At 49.4% G+C, this 24,317-nt stretch carries 11 protein-coding genes; 3 read left to right on the top strand and 8 right to left on the bottom strand.

What is annotated here, in order from left to right; all coding sequences use genetic code 11:
- Positions 1-92: 92 nt before the first annotated feature.
- The 8 genes from ACYVGO_RS14855 to ACYVGO_RS14820 form a co-directional block, all read right to left on the bottom strand.
- Entirely contained in the window at positions 93-4,424 is a 4,332-nt protein-coding gene (locus ACYVGO_RS14855) for a T9SS type A sorting domain-containing protein (RefSeq protein WP_460969939.1), read from the bottom strand.
- Positions 4,424-8,716 (bottom strand): T9SS type A sorting domain-containing protein, encoded by a 4,293-nt coding sequence (locus ACYVGO_RS14850; protein WP_460969938.1) that lies wholly within the window; start codon positions 8,714-8,716, stop codon positions 4,424-4,426. The genes ACYVGO_RS14855 and ACYVGO_RS14850 overlap by 1 nt, the downstream gene beginning before the upstream one ends.
- A 242-nt stretch (positions 8,717-8,958) precedes the next feature.
- Positions 8,959-11,034, bottom strand: a complete 2,076-nt coding sequence (locus tag ACYVGO_RS14845; RefSeq protein ID WP_460969937.1) for an alpha-galactosidase — start codon at positions 11,032-11,034, stop codon at positions 8,959-8,961.
- Between the two features lie 278 nt (positions 11,035-11,312).
- Positions 11,313-12,764: a RagB/SusD family nutrient uptake outer membrane protein gene (locus tag ACYVGO_RS14840; protein WP_460969936.1), complete on the bottom strand. Its 1,452-nt coding sequence runs from the start codon at positions 12,762-12,764 to the stop codon at positions 11,313-11,315.
- Between the two features lie 12 nt (positions 12,765-12,776).
- Positions 12,777-16,277 (bottom strand): TonB-dependent receptor, encoded by a 3,501-nt coding sequence (locus ACYVGO_RS14835; RefSeq protein ID WP_460969935.1) that lies wholly within the window; start codon positions 16,275-16,277, stop codon positions 12,777-12,779.
- Positions 16,278-16,311: 34 nt separating this feature from the next.
- Positions 16,312-17,415 (bottom strand): FecR family protein, encoded by a 1,104-nt coding sequence (locus ACYVGO_RS14830; RefSeq protein WP_460969934.1) that lies wholly within the window; start codon positions 17,413-17,415, stop codon positions 16,312-16,314.
- 117 nt (positions 17,416-17,532) lie between these two features.
- Positions 17,533-18,132 carry an RNA polymerase sigma factor gene (locus tag ACYVGO_RS14825; protein ID WP_460969933.1) on the bottom strand — a complete coding sequence of 200 codons (600 nt, stop codon included), beginning with the start codon at positions 18,130-18,132 and terminating at the stop codon, positions 17,533-17,535.
- A 142-nt stretch (positions 18,133-18,274) separates the two neighbouring features.
- A complete protein-coding gene (locus tag ACYVGO_RS14820; RefSeq protein ID WP_460969932.1) occupies positions 18,275-19,750 on the bottom strand; it encodes a M48 family metalloprotease in 1,476 nt (491 codons plus the stop codon).
- A 480-nt stretch (positions 19,751-20,230) separates the two neighbouring features.
- Between ACYVGO_RS14820 and ACYVGO_RS14815 the strand changes: the two genes are divergently transcribed.
- The 3 genes from ACYVGO_RS14815 to ACYVGO_RS14805 all read left to right on the top strand — a co-directional run.
- Positions 20,231-20,899 carry an RNA polymerase sigma factor gene (locus ACYVGO_RS14815; protein ID WP_460969931.1) on the top strand — a complete coding sequence of 223 codons (669 nt, stop codon included), beginning with the start codon at positions 20,231-20,233 and terminating at the stop codon, positions 20,897-20,899.
- Positions 20,900-20,948: 49 nt separating this feature from the next.
- A complete protein-coding gene (locus tag ACYVGO_RS14810) occupies positions 20,949-21,953 on the top strand; it encodes a FecR domain-containing protein (protein WP_460969930.1) in 1,005 nt (334 codons plus the stop codon).
- A 31-nt stretch (positions 21,954-21,984) separates the two neighbouring features.
- The coding region (locus ACYVGO_RS14805) for a SusC/RagA family TonB-linked outer membrane protein (protein ID WP_460969929.1) at positions 21,985-24,317 on the top strand (2,333 nt) is incomplete at its 3' end.

The raw sequence follows: 24,317 nt of genomic DNA, 5'->3' as shown, positions 1-24,317 counted from the left end.
CGTTAAGTTGTGAGCAACTGAGCCTGTTTATTAACTCAACAGACACTAACGAACTCAGGAAAGGCTTTTTTTTATTGTGTTGCCCGTGCATATCATTGTTTCACAATGCGGCTTTCCCAAACTCCCTTATCTGTTTCACATCGAATCAGGTAAACTCCGGCAGGCCAGGATTGCGTAGTTAATTCAAGGTTGCCGGTGGCCTGGGGTGGTCCAGCTACACGCATGACAACAACGCCTTGCATAGTAATCACCTGTACGGTTCGCATCTGAATGGATTGATCGTACCGAATGTTTAAAACAGACGCTACCGGATTGGGCATCAACTGTATTACTGGTTCATTGGCTGGCTGGCTAAGGGCGGTTAGTAAGCCAACTTGAACAGATGCTGGCGTGCCAAGAGTACCTATTCCACAGGAATTCGAAACACTTACCAGGCGATAGGTGGTAAAGCGATTTGGAAATACATTGTGGATGAGAGGGCTACGACTGGTTGCTAAATAAACTGTTTGTAAGGAATCAGCGAGTCTTATGGACCAGGGAGCGCTTCCCGTCAGATTAATAGTCAGACTAACAGGCTTACCAGACTCGAAATAAGGAGGGCCACTCAGCGTTGCTCCCGCTGGGGAACGAACTGCAATAGGAAAAGGACTGGCTGAGCTTACTACATTTGTTTCGAGTAACCGAACACGTAACCGGTACGTGTTGCCGGATGGCGTATTCAGGGGAATCGTTGCGGTTAAGGAACTGGCCTCACCAACGGTTGGTATATCCTGAAATGATAAACCCAGGGGATCTGACAACTGGACACGATAAGTTTGTGATCCTCCGCTTGATCCGCGAATAGTAAGTGGCACACGCACCTTCTCGCCGGCACAAATGCTCGTCAGAAAAAATCCAGCCAGGGATAGAGTAACTGAGCTAAGTGGCAATACATCTACAATTGCACTACCGGATACTTGTCCGCTTCCGCAGGCGTTTTGCACTGATTTCAGCGTAAACGTAGTTGACTGACTGGGTTGAACCACAATATTTATGTCACCCTCCTCAGTCGAGTTGCCAGTCTGCCCAGTCGATAATTCGTATTGATAAGGGCCTCCACCTGACAAGTTTAGTCGGATATAGGTTACCTCACCACTATTAATGATTGTATTACCCTGTAAACTAGCCACTGCGGGTTGCACAATCCGAATTGATTCAACATTACTAAACACATTATCCGGGCGCGTACTAATCACTTTGATATAGTATGGGGTTCCGGCCAATAAATCCGCCGGGAGCCTAACCTGTAGCGGGCCAGTTATTGAGTCGAAGCGAGCCAGTTCACGGTCATCCGATTTTAGGACTGCCTCAGAAGAGGTACTCAACAGGATGCGTAGCTGATTGCCAGAGTCAAAATCGCCGGAGCTAACTGCCGTTAGCGACAGTAGATTACCGGGACAAATACCCGTTGTATACGTATTAACGATCCGCAGGTTGATTTTTGCTTTGACCGTTACGGTTACCTGCCCGGCCGATGTTCCATAGCCACATTGATTAAACGCCGTTCGTAGGCTATAGGTCGTTTTATGTTGGGGTGTTACGCCGATTGATCGAACGGTTTCATCACTATCGTTATCATTAGAAAACTGCTGATCCACTTCGCTATCTCCCTCACTGGCATACGAACGGTTGTCTATATAAGCAAAAAAAGGCGCACTTCCTTTGGCCCCAATTCGCAGTTGAACAGCACCTTGAGCTGGATCATACACAGTTTCGCCAGCGGCTGATAAGGTAACCGCCACGGTTCGACGCATATACACCTGCACCGGCGCTACCCCACCAACTACATCCTTGTTTTTAGACACAACCCGTATGTAGTACGAATTATTGGGCATTGAGCTACCACCGAGTCGGATATTGGAATGTTGAAGCGTATCGGGTAAGCGGACAAGCAACTCGCCCGGATAAGGGGATGGCAGCGAAGGAATATCATAAAAACCACCGGTTCGTCTACGGCTTATCTGAACTGAAAACGCGGCATCTGCTGGCGCGTTCCCCTTCGTTGTAAAGGGCACATTTAGGAGGCTGCCCGCACACAGGACGCCAAGGTCCTTTAAATTTGTCGTGATGCTGAAGGGTCGAACAAACAGCGTATCCGTTGATCGGATAGTGCCAGCACCACAACCATTTTGAACCGACTCCAGGTAGTAGTTGCCAGGTACCGAAATCTCTATATTGGGAAGGTTGTTGTTTTCATAATGAAAGATCTTCCGAAAATCTCTTCCATTGGTAAAAGTTATGTCAAAGGGTTGGCCACCTGAAACGCCCAGATTCATGGGATATTCAATCTGCTCGTAAAGCAGGGGAACAGTTCTCCCATTTGGGTAGTAGGACGCAACAGCTGGCTTTTGCACCGAAAACCGTTCCGGCTCACTTACTGCCAGTGGGTCGGTGGTCACGATCCGAATAAATGTTTCGGGAAGCGCATCCTTGCCCAGGGTTATCTGTATAGGGCTTTGAGAACCTGAGCCAATCGTCTGCTGTACAACAAACCGACTGGTCATGTAATCGAATGTACCCAACTCAACTGAATAGACTGTCGCTGTCGTTGATGTACCGGTTACATCAAATGCAATACTGGCACTGGTTCCAACGCATCCCGATTTGGGATTGGAATCACTGAGTCGGATGCGAAGCGGGTTCGGATTATCGTACTGAATGGGCTGTTGACTGACAACACCTATACCACAAACGTTGGACATGCTTAAGACACTGAAGGTGGATGTTGGATAACCTTTCAGCGGCAGGATATACCCAAATGCACTCGCTGGTGGCATGGCAATATCAGTTCGTCCGTCGTTCAGTCTGAACGTAACGGGAATGGTGCCGCTAAAAACCAGCCGCAGTGATTTCTGACTGTTCGACTCATCGATCTGAAACGTCGTCAGCCGGGGAGCCGTCTGAACCGAAAGCGTATTCCAATCAGAAGGTGATAACAGATCAGTGCCTTCTATACGAAATTTAGTTTGGCCCGATATAATCGTTGGTATCACAAGGCGTAATACTCCGGCTGAAAGTGAGGCTGGAACCAACAGCGTATCTAATCGGTAAGGCCATTCCTGCTGCCCATAGGCTATTCGCACTGAAAGGCGATTGGTTGCCGGTATCGTACCCCCAATTGTTACGGGCACTTGCCATTCTGTACCTGCACAAGCGGTTAAATTATCCGGCGAACTGATTTTCAGCCCTGGCCCTACCTGCACCGTAACCGCTCCCGTTGCAGGCCCGCTGCCACAACCAGTTGAAAACGATTGGACTCGGTACGTGGTGGTCTGCATAGGTGAAACGGTATGCGAAAACCGGTTCTCAATGACCTCATTCGGATTATATAGGTAATCCCATTGCTGCTGATCCAACACGGTCCCATCGCTTAATGTAATCGCAATGGGATCTTTACCGGTTGCCACCATTGGCAATTCTGCCGTGGCCCCCCACATGATGTTAATGGTGCTGTTTGTGAGCTGAATAGCTGGCTTTCTGCGTACCACCACGAAGCCATTCAACCGACTGACCACGTTAGGTTTATCCGCGATAACGGTGAGATAATAATAGTCAGATGGAGGTATCGATTCTGGCATTACGGCCGTCAGCCCATTGGGTGTCGCTTCGGCCGGAAACTGGGCGGCCAAACTATCCTGATACGTACGCACCTGAATGGTAAAATGGTTACCCGTTTCAAACGATCCGCTGGTCGAATACGCGATATTGAATTGACTACCCGCGCATACCTGGGCGGGTAGCACCGACAGCAGCCGAAGTCCAACCGGGCTAACGCGCACAGCCGCTGCTCCGCTGCCAATGCCATTACCACACACCTCTGTCGTAACCGAAGCAATGGTGTAGGTAGTACTCTGGGCTGCTCGGACTAAATAGTTGCGGGTAGTTTTCGGAGGAACATAGTTAAGCCAACTGAGTGGAATAATTGTGCCATCGTTCAAGGTGATTTTAGCATCAGCGGGTCCACTGTACGTGTATTCAATGGGTATTGGCTCAAACGGCCCTACTACGTCTTTCTGAACGGCCCGGATGCTGGCCGTTGGCCTTGGGGCTATCAGGAAGGGCTGACTGAGAGGAGAGGTCAACGCCGGATTCGACGAACGGAGCGTCATTCGGTACTCACCGGGTGGAATGTCATCTGGATATCGCAACTGAAGCCCGAAATCGGAAACCGCCGTAGCGGATAGTTCCCGGCTAACGATACCATTGGTGCTTTCTAGTTTGATGACAAACTGATTATCGGAAGCAAATTTAACGCCATTGGCCCCAAAATCGGCGGACACCAATGCGCCTGGACAGTTGCTCCGTCCCGGATTTATGTAAATCGACTGAGCATAGCCATTGCTAATCGAAAGAAGGCTAAAAAAGGCCAATAAAAATCTAACCATCAGTATTTTATCAGGCGATACGTCAATGTTGTTTGATTAACATTAACCCGAAGAAAATACATACCAACGGGTAAATCATGAACGGGCAGCGAGGCTGCTTTAGCGGGCTGGTACGTTTTACGGCGAACAAGCCGACCATCTGTAGACCAAAGCTCAATTTCCAGTGGCACTATGGGTAAGTTTTCGATAAAAATGTCCTCACTTACCGGATTAGGGAAAACCTGAATGGAAAGTCCGGTGGGTTCTATAGCGGTTATCAGCTCTAACCGTACAATACCAGTACCCTGGATGAGGCCAGGGCCGCAGTCATTCTTAACGCCCAATAGCCTAAACGTGGCGGGCAATGAACCAGCTGGCAGGCTTACAATTGTTACAGGCTCAGTGACCTGCCAAATTCTGGTAGCGCTCCCATCCTGCCCCAGCGTTACCGAAACCGGTACAGAGCCGGTCACACTAAGCGTGAGATTGGCAGGTTTACCGGGAGCGGTGAACGGTGGCCCTAGAATTGATCCTGTTGTTTTTTCCAGAATCGTTACCGGCGACAGCATTACGGAACTGGCAACTGTCGGATCAGAATTCGTAACCCGGAAGCGATAATTAATACCAGTCGGTAAACCCATAGGCAACACGGCTCGCAATGGGCTGGTCTGGCCAATCGTGGGTACAGGAGCGTATTGATCACCATTTCGGTCGGAAAGCTGGACTGTCAGCGTACTGGTAGCGATTCCCGCTGCCGTATAGTCAATCAGTACCGTATCGCCCCCGCACAGCCTACCACTTACCCGGTCCGTTGTAATGAAACTGGAGCTTGTCGGGTTGACCGAAATCGTTAGTGAACCGCTAACGGAACCAGCACCACACACATTACTGGCAGAAGTAAGCCTGTATGTACCACTCTGGCTGGGTGTTAATTCAATGACGGGTGCTCCTGTTTGCCACATACCAACAGACCCGTTAGACAGACTGTAGTTTATCGGAAACGTTCCGCTAATCACTGGTTTGATAACAAGTTTCTGACCAGCATTGATCACAAGATTACCCGTCAGTTGGGCCGTTACAGGAGCGGCTATGCGTAGGGGTACCGATGTGCTCAGTTGAGGGTCAGCCGACCGAAGTCGCAAAGTATAATCACCCGGCAATAAATCTGTGGGCAGTGTAAGCGAGAGCGTTCCCTCACGGGCGGTTGTACGGCTTAGTTCCCGACTGGAATTATCCGCGCTAACGAGTTCGGCCACAACGTTTATGCCATTACTCCAGTCGCCAGTGGTGTTATAGGCAACGGCCAATGTTTTCCCGGCGCAGGTCAGTTGCTGCAAACCGGGTATAGGTGTGGTTATGTTGAGCGTTGGCCGTACGGAGACCGTCGCTTCTCCGGATACAGTTCCGTAACCACAGCCATTACGCACAAACGCCAATGAATACGTTGTTTTGTGACGGGGAACCATAATGTACAAGGTTCCATTGGGATCCGTAACACTGTCAAAGTAAGTACCCGAATAGTCTGGTTCATAATTACGAATGCCGTAGGTCGTGAAATTGTCGGCATTGGTTACGCTTACCAGTATGGTTACAGTTGGGTCGGCAACGGAAGAACTGCCTGGTTTGAGGCCGATCGTGGCCGTTGGTGGTTCAAAAACTCGAAAGAAAGGTGATGTCTGACTAATGATGCCCGTCTTCCGACCAACAACACGTACCTGGTAGTTACCATAGGGATTGGCCGTAAATGAATCGGGCAAACGTCCTACCAGTGGGTTACCGGTTGAGGTTAACGCTATGGTTTCAAACGGAGCACTGTTTCCCCTGGAAACCTGGAGATCAAAGACTTCGTCGGCCGGCACACTCCCGATTGTAGCGTACGGCACAGAAAGTAGTCCGCTTCGGCAAGTGGCTACCTTTTGCTCCAGCGTTGTTGTGGCATAGTTACCCGGATTGCTTGGTGTCGTAATATAGAGCCGATACGATATTACGGTTATCGTTCGTTCATCGGAGAGGGCCGTTGTACCACAGGCATTCGTAATCGATTTCAGCCGGTAGGTCGTTGTTTTATCGGGTTTAACCGGTATAGCCACCATTCCATCGAGATTAGCCCAACCAGCGTCATAAGCAGTAACCGGGTAGGCGTCTCCGTCAGCCGTCAGCAACGTGTAAGGCCTACCTCCCTTTGCGCCTACTGATAGCGTTGCCGATTCACCGGCAATGATTTCTGTGGAACCTGGAGAGATGGAGGCAGTCGGCTTTTTATGAATCGTTAAAAATACGTCCCGACTAGTCAACGCTACGTTTTCGGCTTCTATCCGCAGGGAATACGTACTTGCTTCTACATCGGGCAGTACGACTGTTATTGGACTTTTCAGGGCCCGGCCAATGACCACAGGTACAACCGAATTGGACCCGTAAATACTATATCCATATAGGGTTACGCGATAGCGAACGGAGTCGGCAATGGCGCCTGTAGTCTGAAAAGGGATTGAAATAGATTCCCCCGCACAGAAGATTCGATCTGGCAGGGCATCCACTAATATCTGTCGATTCTCAGCCTGTTTGATAACCACTTGTTTAGACTTATCCGAAAACTGACGTGTACCGCATTTATTACTGACTTCCGTAAGCATATAAGTCGTGCTTTGCGTTGGCATATCGCCAAACACAGCGTAAGGGTAATCACTCGAATTAGGCAATTGATTGGCGGGGAATCGCCATTGTCGACTACCTTCGGCCACACTGATTGTTATGGGCAGGTTACTTTTCGCATCGACCATAATCCGAATTGGCTCCGGTTTGTTAAGGGTTGATGGATACCCTACATCCCACCCATCAGCACCCAGTTGCGTAAACAAGTTGATATTAGCCAGCACGGGTACATAACCAATCGCAAAGCGGCTGGGGCTGATGGTACTAACAATGGCAGGATTCTGCGTTACCACGCGTACATCCGAGCTAACGTAATACGTACCGTCTAATCCTGGCGATACACCAAGCGACTGACTTGTCAGCGTAGCCACTACGGTGTCTTTCTGCAAAACAGCAGGTAGGGAAATCCCTCCAATCTGTACCTGAAACGTAGTCTGCGCCGTAAATTGGGCATTGGTCTGTATGGGAACACGAATAGTCTGGTCAATACAGGGACGCTCATCCGCCAGTTTACCGGCAATGATACCGTTTGTAACCTCCACCCGCACCGTACCTGTAGTTTTTACAGGGCCACAGGCGCCTGTTGCAGAGCGGATAGTGTACGTAGTGGATACACTGGGCTTTACAACTACTTCGTACTGTCCGGGCACTGGCTGATAGGCACCTGGCTTATACTCCAATTGTGTACCCTCACTTAGCGTACACTGCACATTTTGTCCCGTTAATCGAACCACTAATGTTGCGGTTTCTCCAAAGCGAATGGCTTTCACATCCGTTTCCAGTATTGCCGATGGGATTGGATACACCGAAAGCGCACGGCCACTATAAAGCCCACCTAATGGGCTGCTCACTAAGGCGGGAGATGTTGATACGAGCCGGATATAATTTCCCCAGCCTTCAGGTATACTGGCTGGTAGGGTAATCTCCAGCGGACTCCGATCACCTTTTGTTGGCAAGTCAACGTAGTCACCTTTTTCATTCGTGACCTGTACCGTAAATCGGTTTCCACTGTCAAACGTACCATTGGCACTAAAACCGATCTGAACTGTTGCACCAGAGCATGGTGCTTCTGGCGCAATGGTGGTTAGCTGTAGACCGAAAGGAGTCACAGTAACGGTTTGCTGACCAAACGTGGTGCCTTCTCCGCAGGCGTTTTCTACTTTAGTTACCCGATACGTAGTCGTTTTAGTACCTGGATAGGCAACGAAGGAGGCAGCTTTGTCTTTACTAAGCATCAGGCTATCATTGATTGTAACCCGATACGGATTGTAAGCGGTTATATCCGAGCCAAAAAGCTGAATGGGAATCGTAACACTTTCATAGGGCGCAACTGTCAGCGGACGCTCAACAATTCGAGCAGTTGGCTTGCGCTGGGGATAAAAATAGGTACTGGCAATCCCTATCGTTTTCGGGTTCGACGCCAGCACACGTAGCCGATAAGCACCTGGCAGAATTGTGTCTGGTAAGGTAATTTCAAGGGTAGGTGCATTACCCTTCGTCGGAAGATCCTGATAAGTTGGGGTAGTTGCACTACCGCCAATAAGCTGTATAGTGAAGACATTATCGGCACCATATGTGCCCGTGGTTGTGATTGGTACCTGGATGGCCGTTCCACCACATGTTCCATTATAAGGCGGCTGCACAATATTGACACTGTTCACTTGAGCACAGACTGTAACACGGCTACCAACTAACCATAAAAAAAAGCAAAAACGTCTTAGTAAAAACTTCCCCATACTATTCACATTGTGTGCAGACATAAAAACTGCTAAAACCTATACTACTCAAAAATCACACATAGTACGTATTTTTTCTCCTAAAACGTATATTAAATTACAGAAAGAATATTTATTTATACACCCAAAATATCTCTTAGGGACAAATATAGCACCACCTTCCCTATTCAATTCACCAACTGATAGCGATAAAAACCGTAGCTTAATACCTTTGGCAGGGTAAATCGCGCATGTCCGGTCGAATCTATTTTCAGCTTAACGGTTTTCCCCTGCCCCATCAGGTGGGTAAACTGATACGTTCCCGGTGGCACATTAGTGAGTTTCAGCCGGGCCGTATTGGATTTGTTTTTCTCCCGGAACACCAATACATAGCCTGTTGCCTTCTGGTCCAGAATGGATTGAAAGCCCGTCCAGCTTGTTCCCGACGGCTCATCACCAATCGGAAAAATCTGGCCACTATGCCACTCCTGCCACTGTTTCTTATAGGTTTTAATCAAGTCAGCAATGGCAAACGCTTCGGCAGGCAGATTTCGAGCCTCCATCCAGGCCAGTGATTGGGCAGGTATGGTACTGGCAAATAGGTAGTCGAAGGAATAGTACGTCGGACTGAAGTTATCCCCTTTCGGGTAACGATCCTGATTCCGCCATTTATTCAGAAACTCAATCTGTAACCGCTGGGGTGGTACATACCGGGACAGCATCCATAAATTTCGCAGCGTGTAATGCGGGTAGTAATTGGCCCAGTCGGTGTAGCGGTTCTCTAAAAACAGGTTGCCGTATTCATAAAAGTAATGATAGCCAAACCGCCGACCCGCCGTCACATCCAGATTAAATACGGCTTCGCCATGCGTGCTGGCCATCACGGTATCCAGCATTTTCCGGAAATTGATTTCGGCCTGCTTATCGGCAATTCGAACGCCATCAATTTTCCACATGCGAATCCCATACGTATTGTATTGATCGATCATGACCTGGGCATCGCGATCCCAATACTTGAAACTACTATCCACACTTGGGTTAAACCAGGTGGATAGGGTAATGCCTTGTTTCTTACCCGCTTCCATAATCTGACTAAAACCTGTTGGGAATTTCTTCGGATCTGGCAACCAATAGTCGGGTTTGCGCCAGATGTCTTTAAAACTACCGCCCTGGAAGGCCGAATTGGCACTTTTTCCCTGTTGCCAGCCATCGTCGAGCTGAAAATGAGTGATGCCCAACTTAGCGCCTAATTCCAGCTCCCGCAGAACAAATGATTCGTTAATGTTCTTGTCCTGGCCCCGGTCGCCCCAGGTGTTGAGCAAAATCATTTCATCCCGATTTGGCTTGCGCACCCGCAAATTTTGCTGATAAATACGTAAGGCGGCCAATTGCCCCTGCTCGCCACCCGAACTAACCCCCAGCACCAAACTATAGCCTCGAACCCACTCATCCGGTCGTAAATCGCCGGGACCCAGTCCAACGCCTGCGGCACGAGCCTCATCAATTTTCAACGAGAAATCGAAGCCCGGATAGGCTAGTTGTACACCCGAGACGGGCGCTTCCTTGAGCCAGAACAGACCTGCATCCGTCCCGACTTCGTTCAGAAACAGCAAGTTTCCCCGCATCCGAACTTCCTGTCGATACGCTAACCGGCTATATTCCTGAACGAGCGTATTGTTCTGGTCGGTGGCGTCGAAAAACTCGACCGATTTTCCTTTCCAATGTGGCCCTGGCAACGCCAGTCGGTCAATAACAACGGTGTTTGACTCACCCTCTTTTTGAGCCGCCTGCGATTCGATATTCCGTAAATCATAGGCTTGCTGAACCTGCTCCTGCCAACCCGATGCACTACCTTTCAGGTAATAATCGCAGGCAATAGCGGGGCAGTTCGGGTAAATCCGAAAGACGCGCTTCACCCATACGGTACCCAGAGCCACAACAACTTCAGCTTCCAGATGCGCCGGTGTACTGGGTGTTTCAGCCATTGTTTTAACCGCGAACTCACCACGTGTGGGATCGCCGGTTTTAGCGGGCAAAGCAAAGTCTACGCCCTTGCTGGCCAGCGCCCATGTTTTGCCCGTTCGTTTATCGGTAAGGGATAACGAGCTAAGATTCCCGTTCTGAAACAGGTACGTTCGCTGGATCAGCGAATTACCCAGAATCAAGGTATCTCCTTTGCGGATGGCCTGACAGCTACTGAGATCAGACTGGCTCTGGCTGGTCAGGCAGAAGAACCAGAAGAAAATGAAGAGTAATGGTTTCATAACTACTGTAAATTCGGGATTAACCACGTGCCCCCAACGTTCCTGCTTGGCTTACCGTTCTCCCCGTTCTCGCTTGGCTTCGCCGAGTGAGGACTATTTTTTAAACGGCCTCTGGCCGGTATTGATTTCCGACAAAAACGGGCCAGAGGCCCTTGAAATGATATCCCTCACTCGGCGAAGCCAAGCGAGAACGGAGAACGGAGACGGGTCAACGCATCAGGCAAATAAAAAGGGAACAGACAGAAGTTGTTCCCTTTTTATTGAATAGAATCTTAGAATTAATACCCTGGGTTTTGCTGAATTTTTGCTTTGTTGATATCAATCTGGCTTTGCGGAATTGGATCGACCAGATTGTTCTCGGTGAGCACGTTCACCAATCGAATTTGATCTTTTTTGCTGTTCAGAACCGGAATAGCGCGATCCGTCCGGACAAGGTCGTACCAGCGTTGACCTTCAAACGCAAACTCAACCCGACGTTCCTGCTCCATAGCTAAGCGGAATGCCTGCTGATTAGGAATATCGGCCGCCGTTTTACTGGCCAGACCCGCGCGGTTCCGAATCCTGTTCAGGTTGGCAAGCGCATCGCCAGACGCTTGATAGCCAACTTCGTTCAGGCTTTCAGCATACATCAGCAGAACGTCGGCATAACGAATGATCGGAATGTTGTTCCCGTTATCGCCATTGGTAGCGGGTGTATCGTAATACTTTTTTACGAAGTTGTAGGGGATCGTCTGGCCGCTGGCGTTCACATAGGATGTAGCCAGTGAAACAGCTTTCCGCACATCGCCTGCTTCGTACGCATTTACCATGTCGGCGCTGGGTTGGTTGTTTCCTCCGCCCCCAAAGGCAATGACTGCATTCCCCGAGTTTTCGGGCGCAAATGAATTAGGCCAGGAATTACCTTCGCCCGATCCACCCGATTTGAACTGCACATCAAACACCGATTCCTTATTGTTTTTGTTGCTCACTTTAAATACATCGGCATAACTCGGCAAAATGTCATAGATGCCTAGATCGATCACTTCTTTGAGCTTGGCGGCTGACTGAGCATATTTCTTTTCGGTCAGGTACACTTTTCCGAGCAGCGCTTTGGCGGCACCTTTTGTGGCGCGCCCAATCTCAGCCGTTGCGTATGAAATGGGCAATACCCCTTCGGCATCGGTCAGGTCTTTCTCAATCTGCGCATACACATCAGCTTTCGGTGATCGGCCATACTCGTAACCTTCATCAGGATTAGAAACGGATTTCAATATCAACGGCACATCGCCAAAGGTGCGCACCAGGTTGAAATAGACCAGTGCCCGGAGGAATTTTGTCTCGGCTATGTAGCGATTTTTCAGTGTCTCATCCATCTTGACCCCACCAATTTTGTCCAGAATCGTGTTGAAGCGGGCAATTGCGGTGTAGCTGTCATTCCAGCGTCCGGAAATAAATGGGTTGGTCGTTCGGATATAAAATCGGTCGAACTCATCCTGATCGGTTACGGAGCCAGAAGCCGGCGGCACCGTGTTGTCAGAGGCCACATCGCCAAAAACATAGCTGTTCCCGAACACACCACCCGATTGGAGCGACGCATAGGCACCGTTCACAGCATTCTTGAAGTCGTCGGCAGTTTGGTAAAAGTTGTCGGCAGTGGCCGATGAAATTGGTTTTAAGTCCAGAAATTCTTTGCTGCATGAGCTAAGGAACAGACTCACCAACAGGGATATATATACTTTAGATGCTTTCATTGTTTTCGTTGTTTAGAAACCCAGGTTAAGACCAATGGTGAATGTTTTCGCTAATGGATAATAGCCGTAGTCAACTCCACCGGTTAATGGGCCTTCGTAATTACTCACTTCGGGGTTGTAGTTCAGGTATTTTGTCCAGGTGTGCAGATTCTGGGCCGATACATACACCCGAGCCTGCTGAATTTTGGCTTTATTCAACAAGGCTTTTGGTAACTGGTAGCCTAAGCTGATGTTCTGAATACGCAGGTACGAACCATCTTCAACCCAGCGCGACGAAACGGCGTTGTTGTTCCCCGTTGTGCGGGCATTGGCGCGGGGTGTTACGCCATCGCCCGGGTTACTCTCCGACCGCCAGCGGGTCAGTACCGTTGTGATCTGATTGGCATTCCCTTCCAGGTTCTCGAAGAAGCGACGACTCAGGTTCAGCACCTGTCCGCCCTGCGTGCCCTGAAGCGCAATGTTCAGATCAAAGCCTTTGTAGCTGAAGCTGTTGGTCATGCTGTAAATGAATTTGGGCTGGTTGTTCCCGATAATGGTCCGGTCGTCGGCCGTAATTTTGCCATCTCCATTTACATCTTCGAATTTCACATCGCCCGGTTTGGCTGTTGCATCGTGCGGATAGCTGTTCAGATCGGCCTGGCTTTGAAAAATGCCGATTTGTTTGTAGCCGTAAAAACTCCCGATGGGTGATCCAATCTGGGTAATGTTCGTCTGATCCACACCACTATTGCTCCGAATGGGATCGCCTGTAGGTCCGAGTGCCAGTACTTTGTTCCGGTTAAACGACAGGTTCGCGCTGGTATTCCACACAAAAGCACCGGTAATGTTGCGCGTGTTGAGGGCAAACTCCCAGCCTTTGTTTTCCATCTTACCAATGTTTTTCACCGCCGAAGAAAAGCCCGTTACGGTTGGCACATTCACCGACAACAGCAGGTCTTTGGTAATTCGCTGGTAATAGTCGACGATCAGGTAGATCCGGTTGTTGAGCAAACCCAGGTCAATACCCGCATCGAACTGCTGGCTCTTTTCCCAACCCAATTTGCTGTTCCCCAGCGAACCAGGGGCTAATCCGTTAGCCAGTGCGTTATTATAACTGTAGTTATCAGATCGGAGCGTAGCCGCATAAGGATAAAAATCGTTGCCAAACGCATTATTGCCGGAGAATCCATACGCAACCCGAAGTTTACCTTCCGACAAGGCGCGAATTCCTTTCATAAAACTTTCTTCGGTAAAGCGCCAGCCTAATGAGCCAGCGGGGAACGTACCCCAGCGATTTTCGGGCCCGAAGATAGACGATCCATCCCGACGCACAGACACATTGGCCAGATACCGGCTTTTATAATTGTAATTCAGACGGGCAAAATAAGACGTCGAGGCATTGGCCCGTGCACTAGATGTAATGGTAGAGGTGGTTCCATTGGCACTGGCATTCAGCGTTTCAACAACATCATTGGCGTACGAGCTACCCGTTCCTAAGCTGTACTGATATTGGTAACGAGTGGATTCCATACCAACCAGCACATCCAGGTTATGGGCGTCATTAAAGGTTTTGCTGTACGTCAGGGTTTGGTTAAACAACCAGCTCAGGCCCTGCTCCGATTCCGCTCTACCCGTGGCGGCATTGGGGGGCAGCAACTGGTTAAGTGGAATCCGGGAGGTCCGGTACCCATTCCGACGATACCCTGTGTAATTGATATTTCCCGATGCCCGGTATTTGAAAGCCTTCAGGAAACTGTATTCCACATAGGTGTTAGCCAGCAGGTTGGTTTGCTGATACTGACTATGGTTTTCGGTGATGTTGGCAATTGGGTTCGTGATACCCGGATAGTTGTAGGGCGCGGCCAGTTCGGTTTGTGACGAATAGGTCGTTCCATCGGCCGCATAAATGGGGGCCATCGGCATAGCCGACAAAGCAGCATTGATGATCCCGTTATTGGCCCAGTGTCCTTCGGCCGTAACTTCCTGCTGCTGCTTGAACGATGGGTTAATGTTCAACCCCACCCGTAACTCAGGTGTGATATTCACATCGACATTAGCCCGCAGGGTGTACCGGTCGAGGGTCGAGCCCTTAATGATTCCGTCCTGCTTGAGGTAGCCACCGCTAATCAGATAACGAGCTTTATCGGTACCGCCTGATACACCAAGCTGGTAGTTACTGATCTTGGCCTTTCTGAAAATCATGTCCTGGTAGTTATTGTAGGGCAGATTCGCAACTCGGGTCGGATCATCGAAGTTAAACCAGTCATACAGGTCACCTCTTGGGTAACGATAACGCAGGTAAGAGGTTGGCCGAACACTGTTTGGATCATTGATGCTGGCACCCGGTACATTTTCGATGTAGGCGGTGTTCGATGATTCCTTACCAAATTCAGCAAACTGCTGAGAATTGAGCAGATCAAGCTTTTTGGTCACCTCCTGAAACCCGGTGTACACGTCCAGGTTGACATTGGTTTTGCCATTTTTACCGCGTTTGGTCGTGACCAGAATGACGCCGTTAGACCCCTTGGAACCGTAAATAGCGGCCGAGGAGGCATCTTTCAGGACATCGATACTTTCGATATCGTTACTATTGAGCAGGCTAAATACATTGGCATCCACAATGTTTCCATCCACAACAATCAGCGGTGAATTGCCCGCGCTAATAGAGCCAAACCCTCTGACCTTGATGGCGGGCGTGCTGCCGGGCGTACCGTTATTCTGTTGCACAACAACACCGGCAATTTTTCCCTGGAGGGCCGTTGCTGCGTTTGATACGGGCATATCTCTTAATTCGGACATCGGCACCGACGCAATAGCCGCCGTTACCGCTTCCCGTTTCTGGGTGCCGTAGCCCACCACCACCACTTCATTCAGCGTTTTATTGTCGTTCACCAGCTTGACGGATAGCTGATTACTGTTTCCCAGCGGCACCTCCTGGCTCTGGTAGCCAACAAAGCTAAAGACCAGAACAGGCGTTCCTTCTTCAGGAACGGTCAGTCGATATTGGCCCTGGGCATCGGTTGTGGTACCGCGCTGGCTGCCTTTCACCACGACACTCACGCCGGGTAGTCCCTCACCGGTATCGTCGGTAACGGTTCCGGTAACGATGCGGTCGGCGGTTACGCTCATTGGCACCTGACTGGTCTTGAGAGGCTGGATCATTTCCGGACCGGCCGAGTTCAGCAGAATACGCTTGCCCGTTAACTGATAGCTCAGTTGGAGTGGGCGCAGGAGTTTTTCAAGTACCGCCGACAGTCGTTCGTTGGCAACGTTTAGGGATACTTTTCGCTTGGCCTGAATAAGCTTGTCGCTGTACATAAATTCAACATCGGCCTCGCGCTCAATGGTTTTCAGGATATTTTTGATGGTCACATCCTCCAGTTGCAGGCTAATCTGGCGATCTAATGGCGATTGGGCATCAACGGTTGTGGCATACGTCATGCCCGCAAAAAGCAGCAGGAGTATGCAGCCCTGAACGAGCGGAGTTTTCATAAAGACCAGAGCAAGCGTTCGTAAAGGTCTAGTTCGTTTCATAGAATTGATTGTGAGTAAAAGGTAAAAAATTGCGTTAGTAACACCCAGGGGCGCTAATAACAATTTGAGCATCAACGATTTGATAAGAGGCTTTTATGGTTTGGCAAATCAGGTTAAGTTTCTCCAGCAGCGGTTCATCCTGAAATTTTGCCGTTATCGTACACTGTTTCAGCAGTTGTTCATCGAAGACGATATCGATCCCGTAGGCTTCCTCCAGTTGGGCGAAAACCTTGGTGACGGAGGTTTCGTCGTAGACAAACACGTCGTTTGCAAAGCGGTGCCTGATAATGGTTGGATCGGGCATAATGGTCCGATGGAAATTACCTTCCTGACGATTAAAAACTACCTGCTGGTTGGGCGTCAGGACAAGGCCGGGTACATCGCTGTTCACTTCTTTTTCAGCACGCTGCCAATCGCTTCGGGCAAAAACAGACACCCGCCCCGTACGAACAGCGACCTGCACATTGCTTTGATTTTCGAAGGCTTTAACCGTGAAGCTGGTCCCTAGAACGCGGGTAACCACTTCATTGGCATGGACATAAAACGGCTGTAGCGGATTTTTCTGAACGTTAAAAAAAGCTTCGCCGGTTAAATAAACCTCCCGCTTGGCCCCCGTAAAGTGCTCACTGAAACTAATCCGGCTGGCGGGCTGAAGCAGCACCAGACTACCATCAGGCAGCGGCACCGACAAGGGCGCATTGGTGGTATTTATTTTTTCAATAAGAGCAACTGGCGACGACTTAATCAGCTGTGTATAGATGGGTTGTTCAACTGGCTTACGGAATACCCAAACCGACCAGCCAAGGCCTGCCGTCAGCACGAGCATGGCCGCCACTCGCGCCCACCACATAAACTGGCTGGTGGAAGGCGAGCCCAGCGTGCGCCGTTGATGCGTCTGTGCCCGAATCTGGTAAACCTGATTCTGTACCTTCTCTTCTGAAATATCCCGGTATGGTTTTACATCCAGACCAACGATAAGTAGCCTCGCCTGCTGAGCGATTTCCTGTTTATCCGGATGCCTGTGAAGCCAATCCTGCCAGAATTCCCATTCCTCCGGGGGGCTTTCCTGCCGCGCCCATCGATTGAATGACTCATCTAACAAAAAATCGTCGAGTTGAAAATCCTGGTAGTTTTTCATGAAGGAATAAGCTAAAACCTAGCCTCTAGTACCAACATGCAGTCGCCCTACCAATCCTACTGGAAAGAATGTGTTTTTTTTGAAAAAATAGCACTGGAGAGTGGGAATCCCTGATAATCAGGAATGCGCAGTCACAACATCGAGTAACGCCAGGAAGAAAGCCATATCGCCCTGCCAGGTAGTCCGCAATTTTTGAAGAGCCTCGTGCAGAATATTGTACACCGACTGGCGGTTTAGGGACATGACCTCCCCAATCTGCTCGTGGGTCAGGTTCTGGTAGAACTTAAGGAAAATGACTTCTTTTTGCCGACGGGAAAGCTTATTGAGCAGTGCTTCCAGTTGCTGAACCTGATCGCGGGAAACTTCCTGGGTAATAAGTTGAGCCTCGATGGAGAATTCTACTTCAAAGAAATAATTTTCCTCCAGAGCTTCCCAGTTGGAACCCCATTTGGCCCGCCCCCTGAAGATCCGGCGACGAAGCGATTTAAGCAGATAGAACTTCACAAACTCCGTTTCGTTAACGGTATTCCGGCGTTGCCAGAGTTCAACGAACACATCCTGAATACAATCTTTAACGTACTCATCGTCAGCATCCAGCCGGATACCGTAGCGAAAAAGTGTTTGATAATAGCGCTGAACAAGCTGGTCAAAAGCAATGGTATCGCCCGTTCGGAAACGTTGCCAAAGTACGGTATCATCCACTAGGTCGGCTTTCATGGGCAGGCTGTATGCACTTTTACCGGAAGCAAAATACGAATGAATCTACTCTAAAAATAAGTGAGTAATCAAGCCGCATTAAGTAAGATTAGAGTCTGTTGATTCTAGTACAATAGAATTAGACGTTCTTATAATCAATCATCTATCGGCTAATAACCTTAACCAAAGCGCCCCTTTTTACCCGATCATCCGCTTTGAGCCCATTTAATATACCGGCCTCTTCGACTCGATTAGCAGGCATTCCCAAAGCGGTTACCACTTCACGAAAGGAACCATCGCGGGGAGACGATTTTACTACTACACGTTCTGCCTTGCGATTGAGTTTATCAGGATCGGAGAGCGAGCGGAAATTTTCGGCTACCTGTTTAAACGTACTAAAACTGCTGTTGAAATCGGCACCAGCCGCCAATCCATGCAGTGCATAAACGGCATTGTTATACTGAATCAGCCAAGTGCCAATCTGGAGTGCCGTTTTAGGGTCTTGTTGCTGTTGCTGCCCCTGCTGCTGTTGTTGCTGTTGCCGCGAAATGAGCACATAAGCCGGATTGCCGTTAATTGTGGTTTTACTAGTTTCCAGTACGTTCAGGCTTAGTTCTTTTACTAAATTCTGGGCAGCCTCGTCGAGTGAGTTCCCTTTCGCTAGCATTAGAATCATCGCTGATTTTCCATCTTTAGCCGCCATTTGGAACTGGCTTGGTGAATTTTGAGACTGCCAACTGTTGGGTACAGGAAATTGAAACCGTAGTTCAGGATGATAAAAATATCCGTTTTCAACAAAACCCTGCTTAGGATCTTCACCATACATAATGCCATCAATCAGTCGCAGATATCGGTCGCGATCTACCTGGTAAGAAGCTGGATTCTTGGCCTGGTAGTCTTTTGCCAGTTCATGTACACGCGTGAAACGATTACCAGGATCGGGGTGAGTCGACATAAACTGAGGTATGGCCTGACCTGAGTTGTCGGAAAGGCGTTTAAGCGTTCCAAAAAAATCAGCCATCTGGTGTGCATCATAGCCAATCTTACTGGAGTATTCTACCCCGAGTTTGTCGGACTCCGATTCGTGGTCGCGGCTGTATTTTAGGGATAAAAGGCCCAGTCCCTGTTGAAGTGCTTCGATATTTTCCCCAACAACCTGAGGAGCCAGTACGGCCCCGCCAATTAGCGCAATTGTACTGAGCAACTGGCTTTTCTGAGAACGGGCCGCGTGCTTGGCCGTTATATGACCGATTTCGTGGCCCAGTACACCGGCAAATTCAGCTTCATTGTTGAAGTGAGCCAAAATGCCACGCGTGAAATAAACATAGCCCCCCGGTACGGCAAAGGCATTAACAATCGGCGAATCAACGATGTAGAACTGGTAAGGAAGATCGGGCCGATGCGAAACTTTGGCCATTGCTTTTCCTTTTTCGTTCATAAAAGCCTGAAGGTTTTTGTCTTCATATAAACCCATCGTGGCAATAACCGACGGGTGCGATTCTTTACCAATGGCAATTTCCTGCTCGGTCGACATCAGACTTATTTCGCGCTTCCCTGTAACAGGATTACGAGCGCAGGCAAAACCAGATAAGAGTGCAATGAAAATAATAAGTTGTCTGAAATTTGTGAGTGTACACATGGCAGGAAATATAGAAACGTGTAGAGCGTCGTTCCACCTAAAAGGTCAACCAGATCGTCGCTAAATCCAATATAAACACAAGATAGACCTCTATTTGTTTTAATGTCATTTTAATAATGAAGCTATTTAACCGTTGGTAATGTTTAAATTTTTCAAAAACGATGTACAATACACTTTTAGACTGTAGTACCAACCGTCTTGGTTGGACGGGAAATAAGTAGCTTAACTAATGATTGGAACGGCTAATAGTTCGTAAAAAAAATACCCACATTTTCAAGGGAGACAAGGCCGTTTTAAGCGCTTTGCGGCTGGTACACCTGTTACTCATGCCCTAGTTTACCGACCAGACTATTGAATTAGAAGCTGCTATTTTTTGCAATGGGAGCCCTTTTTAAAAGAAATTCGCTATTTTTTCAAAAAGACACTACGGGTAAAATTGTCCAATTAAGTCTTTGATTCGTTTTAGCATTTTTCGAGTCAATGGCTATCTTTACAGTAGTGTCTTCTACCCCTTCACCCGACCCCTGGACTTCGCCATCCCTAAACGGAGAAAAGCCCATGTCGACGGTATACGATTCAGAACTTTTCCTGCGAAAAGCGTTTGAACAGGAACCCCGTAAGGGATTTGAGTTGCTGTTTCGCCAGTATTACACGCCTTTGTGCAGCCACGCCGTCCGGTTTGTGTATTCGCGCCAACTGGCCGAAGATCTGGTCAGTGAGGTATTTTATCAGTTCTACCGCACAGAGGCTTATCGAAAAGTACGCTCCTCCTTCATCAGTTATCTGTTCACGGCCGTTCGGAATGAAGCGTATACGCACCTGCGCAAAGAATTCGGCAAAACAGACTCCATCGACTCCACTACCGAGAACCATTTACAGGGCAATCAGCCCCAACCCGATTCGGAAGTTCACTTCAACAACCTATACCTGGCCGTTACGGAGGCCATTAACCACTTGCCCGCCCAATGTCGCCGGGTGTTTCTGCTGAGTCGGTTCGAGAACAAAAAATACGACGAGATCGCTGCTGAATTGCAGATTTCGCCCCGAACCGTTGAAGTCCACATTTCCAAAGCGCTGAAACACCTGCGCCAGACCCTGCGCGAGGAATGGACCCTGCTGCTGTGCCTTCTCAATCTTTTTTTCCAGTGAACTAAGGGGAAATACAGCTTTCGGAGTCTCTCGTCCAAATTCCACGACTATGAACCATTCGCTTTCAAAACAGAACCTGTTCGCCTATCTGGCTGGGCAGGCCACTCCCCTCGAACGACAACTGGTGGAGGAATGGCTAAAGAATCCGGCCAATACCGAAACCTTCCATACCTGGCTGCTTGAATGGGAAATGCGCTCCCTGCAATTCATACCGGATCAGGAAGCGGCTTTTGACAAACTAACTAAACGCCTGGAGCAGGCCGACGCGCCGGAAACGGTTGAACCGGCCGCACCGATCCGGCAACTGCCCGTTCAGGTATGGGGCTGGAAACCCTACTTAGTGGCCGCAACGGTCTTACTGGCGCTGAGTCTGGCCTTCAGTCCCGTACGAAACAAGCTACTCTACCAGACCTACCAGACCGTTTCGGGTCAGATGCAGGCGATCCGGCTCGACGATGGAACCGACGTTACCCTGAAACCCAACTCATCGCTTCGGGTGCCCCGCTTTGGGTTTCAGCGCGATATCCGACAGGTGACGCTAACGGGAGAAGGCCGTTTTTCGGTAACGCACAAGCCCGATCATCAGCGATTTGTCGTTAAAACATCCGATCAGTTTCAGGTTGAAGTGCTGGGTACCGAGTTCACGGTGTATGCCCGAAAACAGGGGACGAATGTGGTACTGGACCGGGGTAAAATTCGGATCGATTATAAAACCGCTACGCAAAAAAAGCAGGTGGTGATGAAACCCGGCGAGATGGTTACGCTGAGTGAGCAGGGAACCATTCAATTACGGAAACTAGCTCCCGTCAAGAGCCTTATCGCCCAAAAAGAAACCCTATTTCTATTCCGAAATACGTCTTTGTGGGAGGCCTGTTACCTGATTGGTGAACATTTTGGGCTTAAAGTCGAAATTACGGATGACTCGCTGGCCCACCGGACCCTCTCCGGCAATTTTCGGGCTCGCTCAGCCAATGAACTGCTGGATCTACTAACAGCTACGTCCAACCTCCGCATCGATTCTACCGGCAATACCCTCCTCCTGAAAGAAAACTAATTAGTCCTACTCTTTTTTACCATTAACCTCAATGAAGAAAACTGTACACCGCCTGGGTTTACTGGCTGTTTTATTGACGGGCTATCCCGTAAGTAGCTTTTGTCAGACGCTCGCATCGGCTCAGGTACTGCCACGCTCGGGGAGCCGAAACGCGCAGACCCAACTCAAAACCGTTTTACTCGATTTGCAGCGCCATTACCGAGCCGAAATTGTTTTTGAAGACCAGATCATGGTAGGTAAAATTGTCGCCACCGATGCGTTGAACCTGAATCTATCGCTGGAGAAAAACCTGAACCAGTTGCTAAAAAATACAGGCTTGCGGGTTCGAAAAATCCGGAAAGACACCTACGTGATTACCGAAGCCCGACGCGAAAAATCAACGGTCTCAAACCGGGAAGCAGACCCCACAGAATCCAGTACGCCACCTACGGCAACCGACACCCGAACAACCCTGACTGTACCAGAGCAAGCGGTGTCGCACCTGACGGACGTGGCCGACCTCAGTGTGGCAGGCACCGTAACCGACGAATCCGGAGCGGTATTGCCGGGGGTGAGCGTTATCCTGAAAGGAACAACCCGGGGTACCACGACCGACAGCAAGGGTTTTTATCAGGTAAATGTGCCCGATCAGACTGCTGTGCTGGTGTTCAGTTTTGTCGGGTACCTGTCGCAGGAAGTAACGGTTGGCAATCGAACAACCCTCGGCATCAAGCTTGAAACTGATACTAAAGCCTTGTCGGAAGTGGTGGTTGTGGGCTATGGGACCCAGAAAAAAGTGAACCTGACGGGGGCCGTATCATCCGTTTCCAGCGAGGAGATCACGCGCCGTCCCGTTGGGCAAACGTCCTCCGCCTTACAGGGGTTGATGCCGGGTGTAACCGTTACGCAACGGTCAGGCCGACCGGGTGCCGACGGCGGTTCCATCCGGATTCGGGGTTTTGGGACTTTGGGGGGTGACAATGGGAGCAGTCCGGACCCACTGGTGCTTATCGACAACATTGAAGGCTCAATGAACAGCATCGACCCGAATCTGATCGAATCAGTTTCTGTCCTGAAAGACGCGGCTTCAGCTTCGATTTATGGATCACGGGCGGCTAATGGGGTCATTCTGATCACCACCAAACGGGCCAAAGGAAGCAAGATTTCCGTCAACTACAATAATTACATCGGCTGGCAAACGCCTACCAATTTACCCAAAATGGCCAACGCCATCGACCATATGCTGCTCACCAACGAAGCATATGTAAATGTGGGCCGTTCGCCCTTGTATTCCGACGATTTAATTCAGAAATACCGAACTATAGGGGCAACTAACCGTGATTTATATCCTGATACAAACTGGCAAAAAGAAGTTTTAACCGGGTCAGGTCTGCAACAAAGCCATTTTCTGAGTATCAACGGCGGAAGCGACAAAATACGCTTTCTGACCTCAGTAGGCTATTTTGACCAGAAAGGAATTATTGAAAATTCTACGTTCAGACGGTACACGCTCCGGAATAACGCCGACATCCAATTTTCTAAAAAGTTCAGTGCCCGTGTCGATCTTCAGCTCGTAGCAGCCACTACTGTAGAGCCGGGTCGGAGTGCTGACGAAGTGTTCCACTGGATGAACCGGATTCCCGCCAACCAGATTGGTATTAATTCCAACGGCACCTGGGGTGATGGCTGGAATGGCGATAACCCAATCGCCATGTCGCGCGATGGCGGCACCAAAAAGAACAACAGTCCTTACGCCTTCCTGAACGCAGCACTAGTGTATAAACCGGCACCCTGGCTGACGGCCGAAGTGGCCTACGCTCCGAAATACGCCCTGTCGGTCGACAAGAATTTTAACAAAGCCGTTCAGACCTACAAACCCGACGGTACGCTCAGTTTTTTAGCTCCTGCGAAAAGTACGCTGACCGAAGGTGACAGTCGCTCGTTGTACACGACCTTACGTGGAACGCTGACGTTTGATAAGGCCTACGGCGATCACGGCTTGAAAGTACTAGCCGGTTTCTCTCGGGAAGATTTCCGTAACGACTATTCGACGGCTTACCGGGAAGGTTTTTTATTGCCGGACTATCAGGTGCTGAATGCCGGAGCTGCTGATATTCAGCGAACTACGGGTGGGGCATCCGAATGGGCGTTACAGTCCGCATTCGGGCGGGTCAATTATGATTATAAACAGAAATATCTACTGGAAGTCAATGCCCGATACGACGGTTCTTCCCGCTTCGCCAAAGGACATAAATATGGTTTTTTCCCTTCGGTATCGGCAGGCTGGCGGATTTCTCAGGAATCCTTTATGCAACCTAACAAACCAGCTCATCGAAATTGGACGAATGGCGACGTCGGGAGAGCCGGATTATATGGAACTGGTCC

The organism is Spirosoma migulaei, assembly GCF_054776855.1.
The sequence above is the reverse complement of the archived record's forward strand: the minus strand, read 5'-3'. Positions and strand labels throughout refer to the sequence as shown.

What these genes read in the sequence shown, in the direction of transcription:
- ACYVGO_RS14845 (WP_460969937.1), bottom strand. Translation starts at nt 11,034, where the DNA reads ATGAAACCATTACTCTTCATTTTCTTCTGGTTCTTCTGCCTGACCAGC.
- ACYVGO_RS14830 (WP_460969934.1), bottom strand. Translation starts at nt 17,415, where the DNA reads ATGAAAAACTACCAGGATTTTCAACTCGACGATTTTTTGTTAGATGAG.
- ACYVGO_RS14835 (WP_460969935.1), bottom strand. Translation starts at nt 16,277, where the DNA reads ATGAAACGAACTAGACCTTTACGAACGCTTGCTCTGGTCTTTATGAAA.
- ACYVGO_RS14810 (WP_460969930.1), top strand. Translation starts at nt 20,949, where the DNA reads ATGAACCATTCGCTTTCAAAACAGAACCTGTTCGCCTATCTGGCTGGG.
- ACYVGO_RS14840 (WP_460969936.1), bottom strand. Translation starts at nt 12,764, where the DNA reads ATGAAAGCATCTAAAGTATATATATCCCTGTTGGTGAGTCTGTTCCTT.
- ACYVGO_RS14855 (WP_460969939.1), bottom strand. Translation starts at nt 4,424, where the DNA reads ATGGTTAGATTTTTATTGGCCTTTTTTAGCCTTCTTTCGATTAGCAAT.
- ACYVGO_RS14820 (WP_460969932.1), bottom strand. Translation starts at nt 19,750, where the DNA reads ATGTGTACACTCACAAATTTCAGACAACTTATTATTTTCATTGCACTC.
- ACYVGO_RS14815 (WP_460969931.1), top strand. Translation starts at nt 20,231, where the DNA reads ATGGCTATCTTTACAGTAGTGTCTTCTACCCCTTCACCCGACCCCTGG.
- ACYVGO_RS14825 (WP_460969933.1), bottom strand. Translation starts at nt 18,132, where the DNA reads ATGAAAGCCGACCTAGTGGATGATACCGTACTTTGGCAACGTTTCCGA.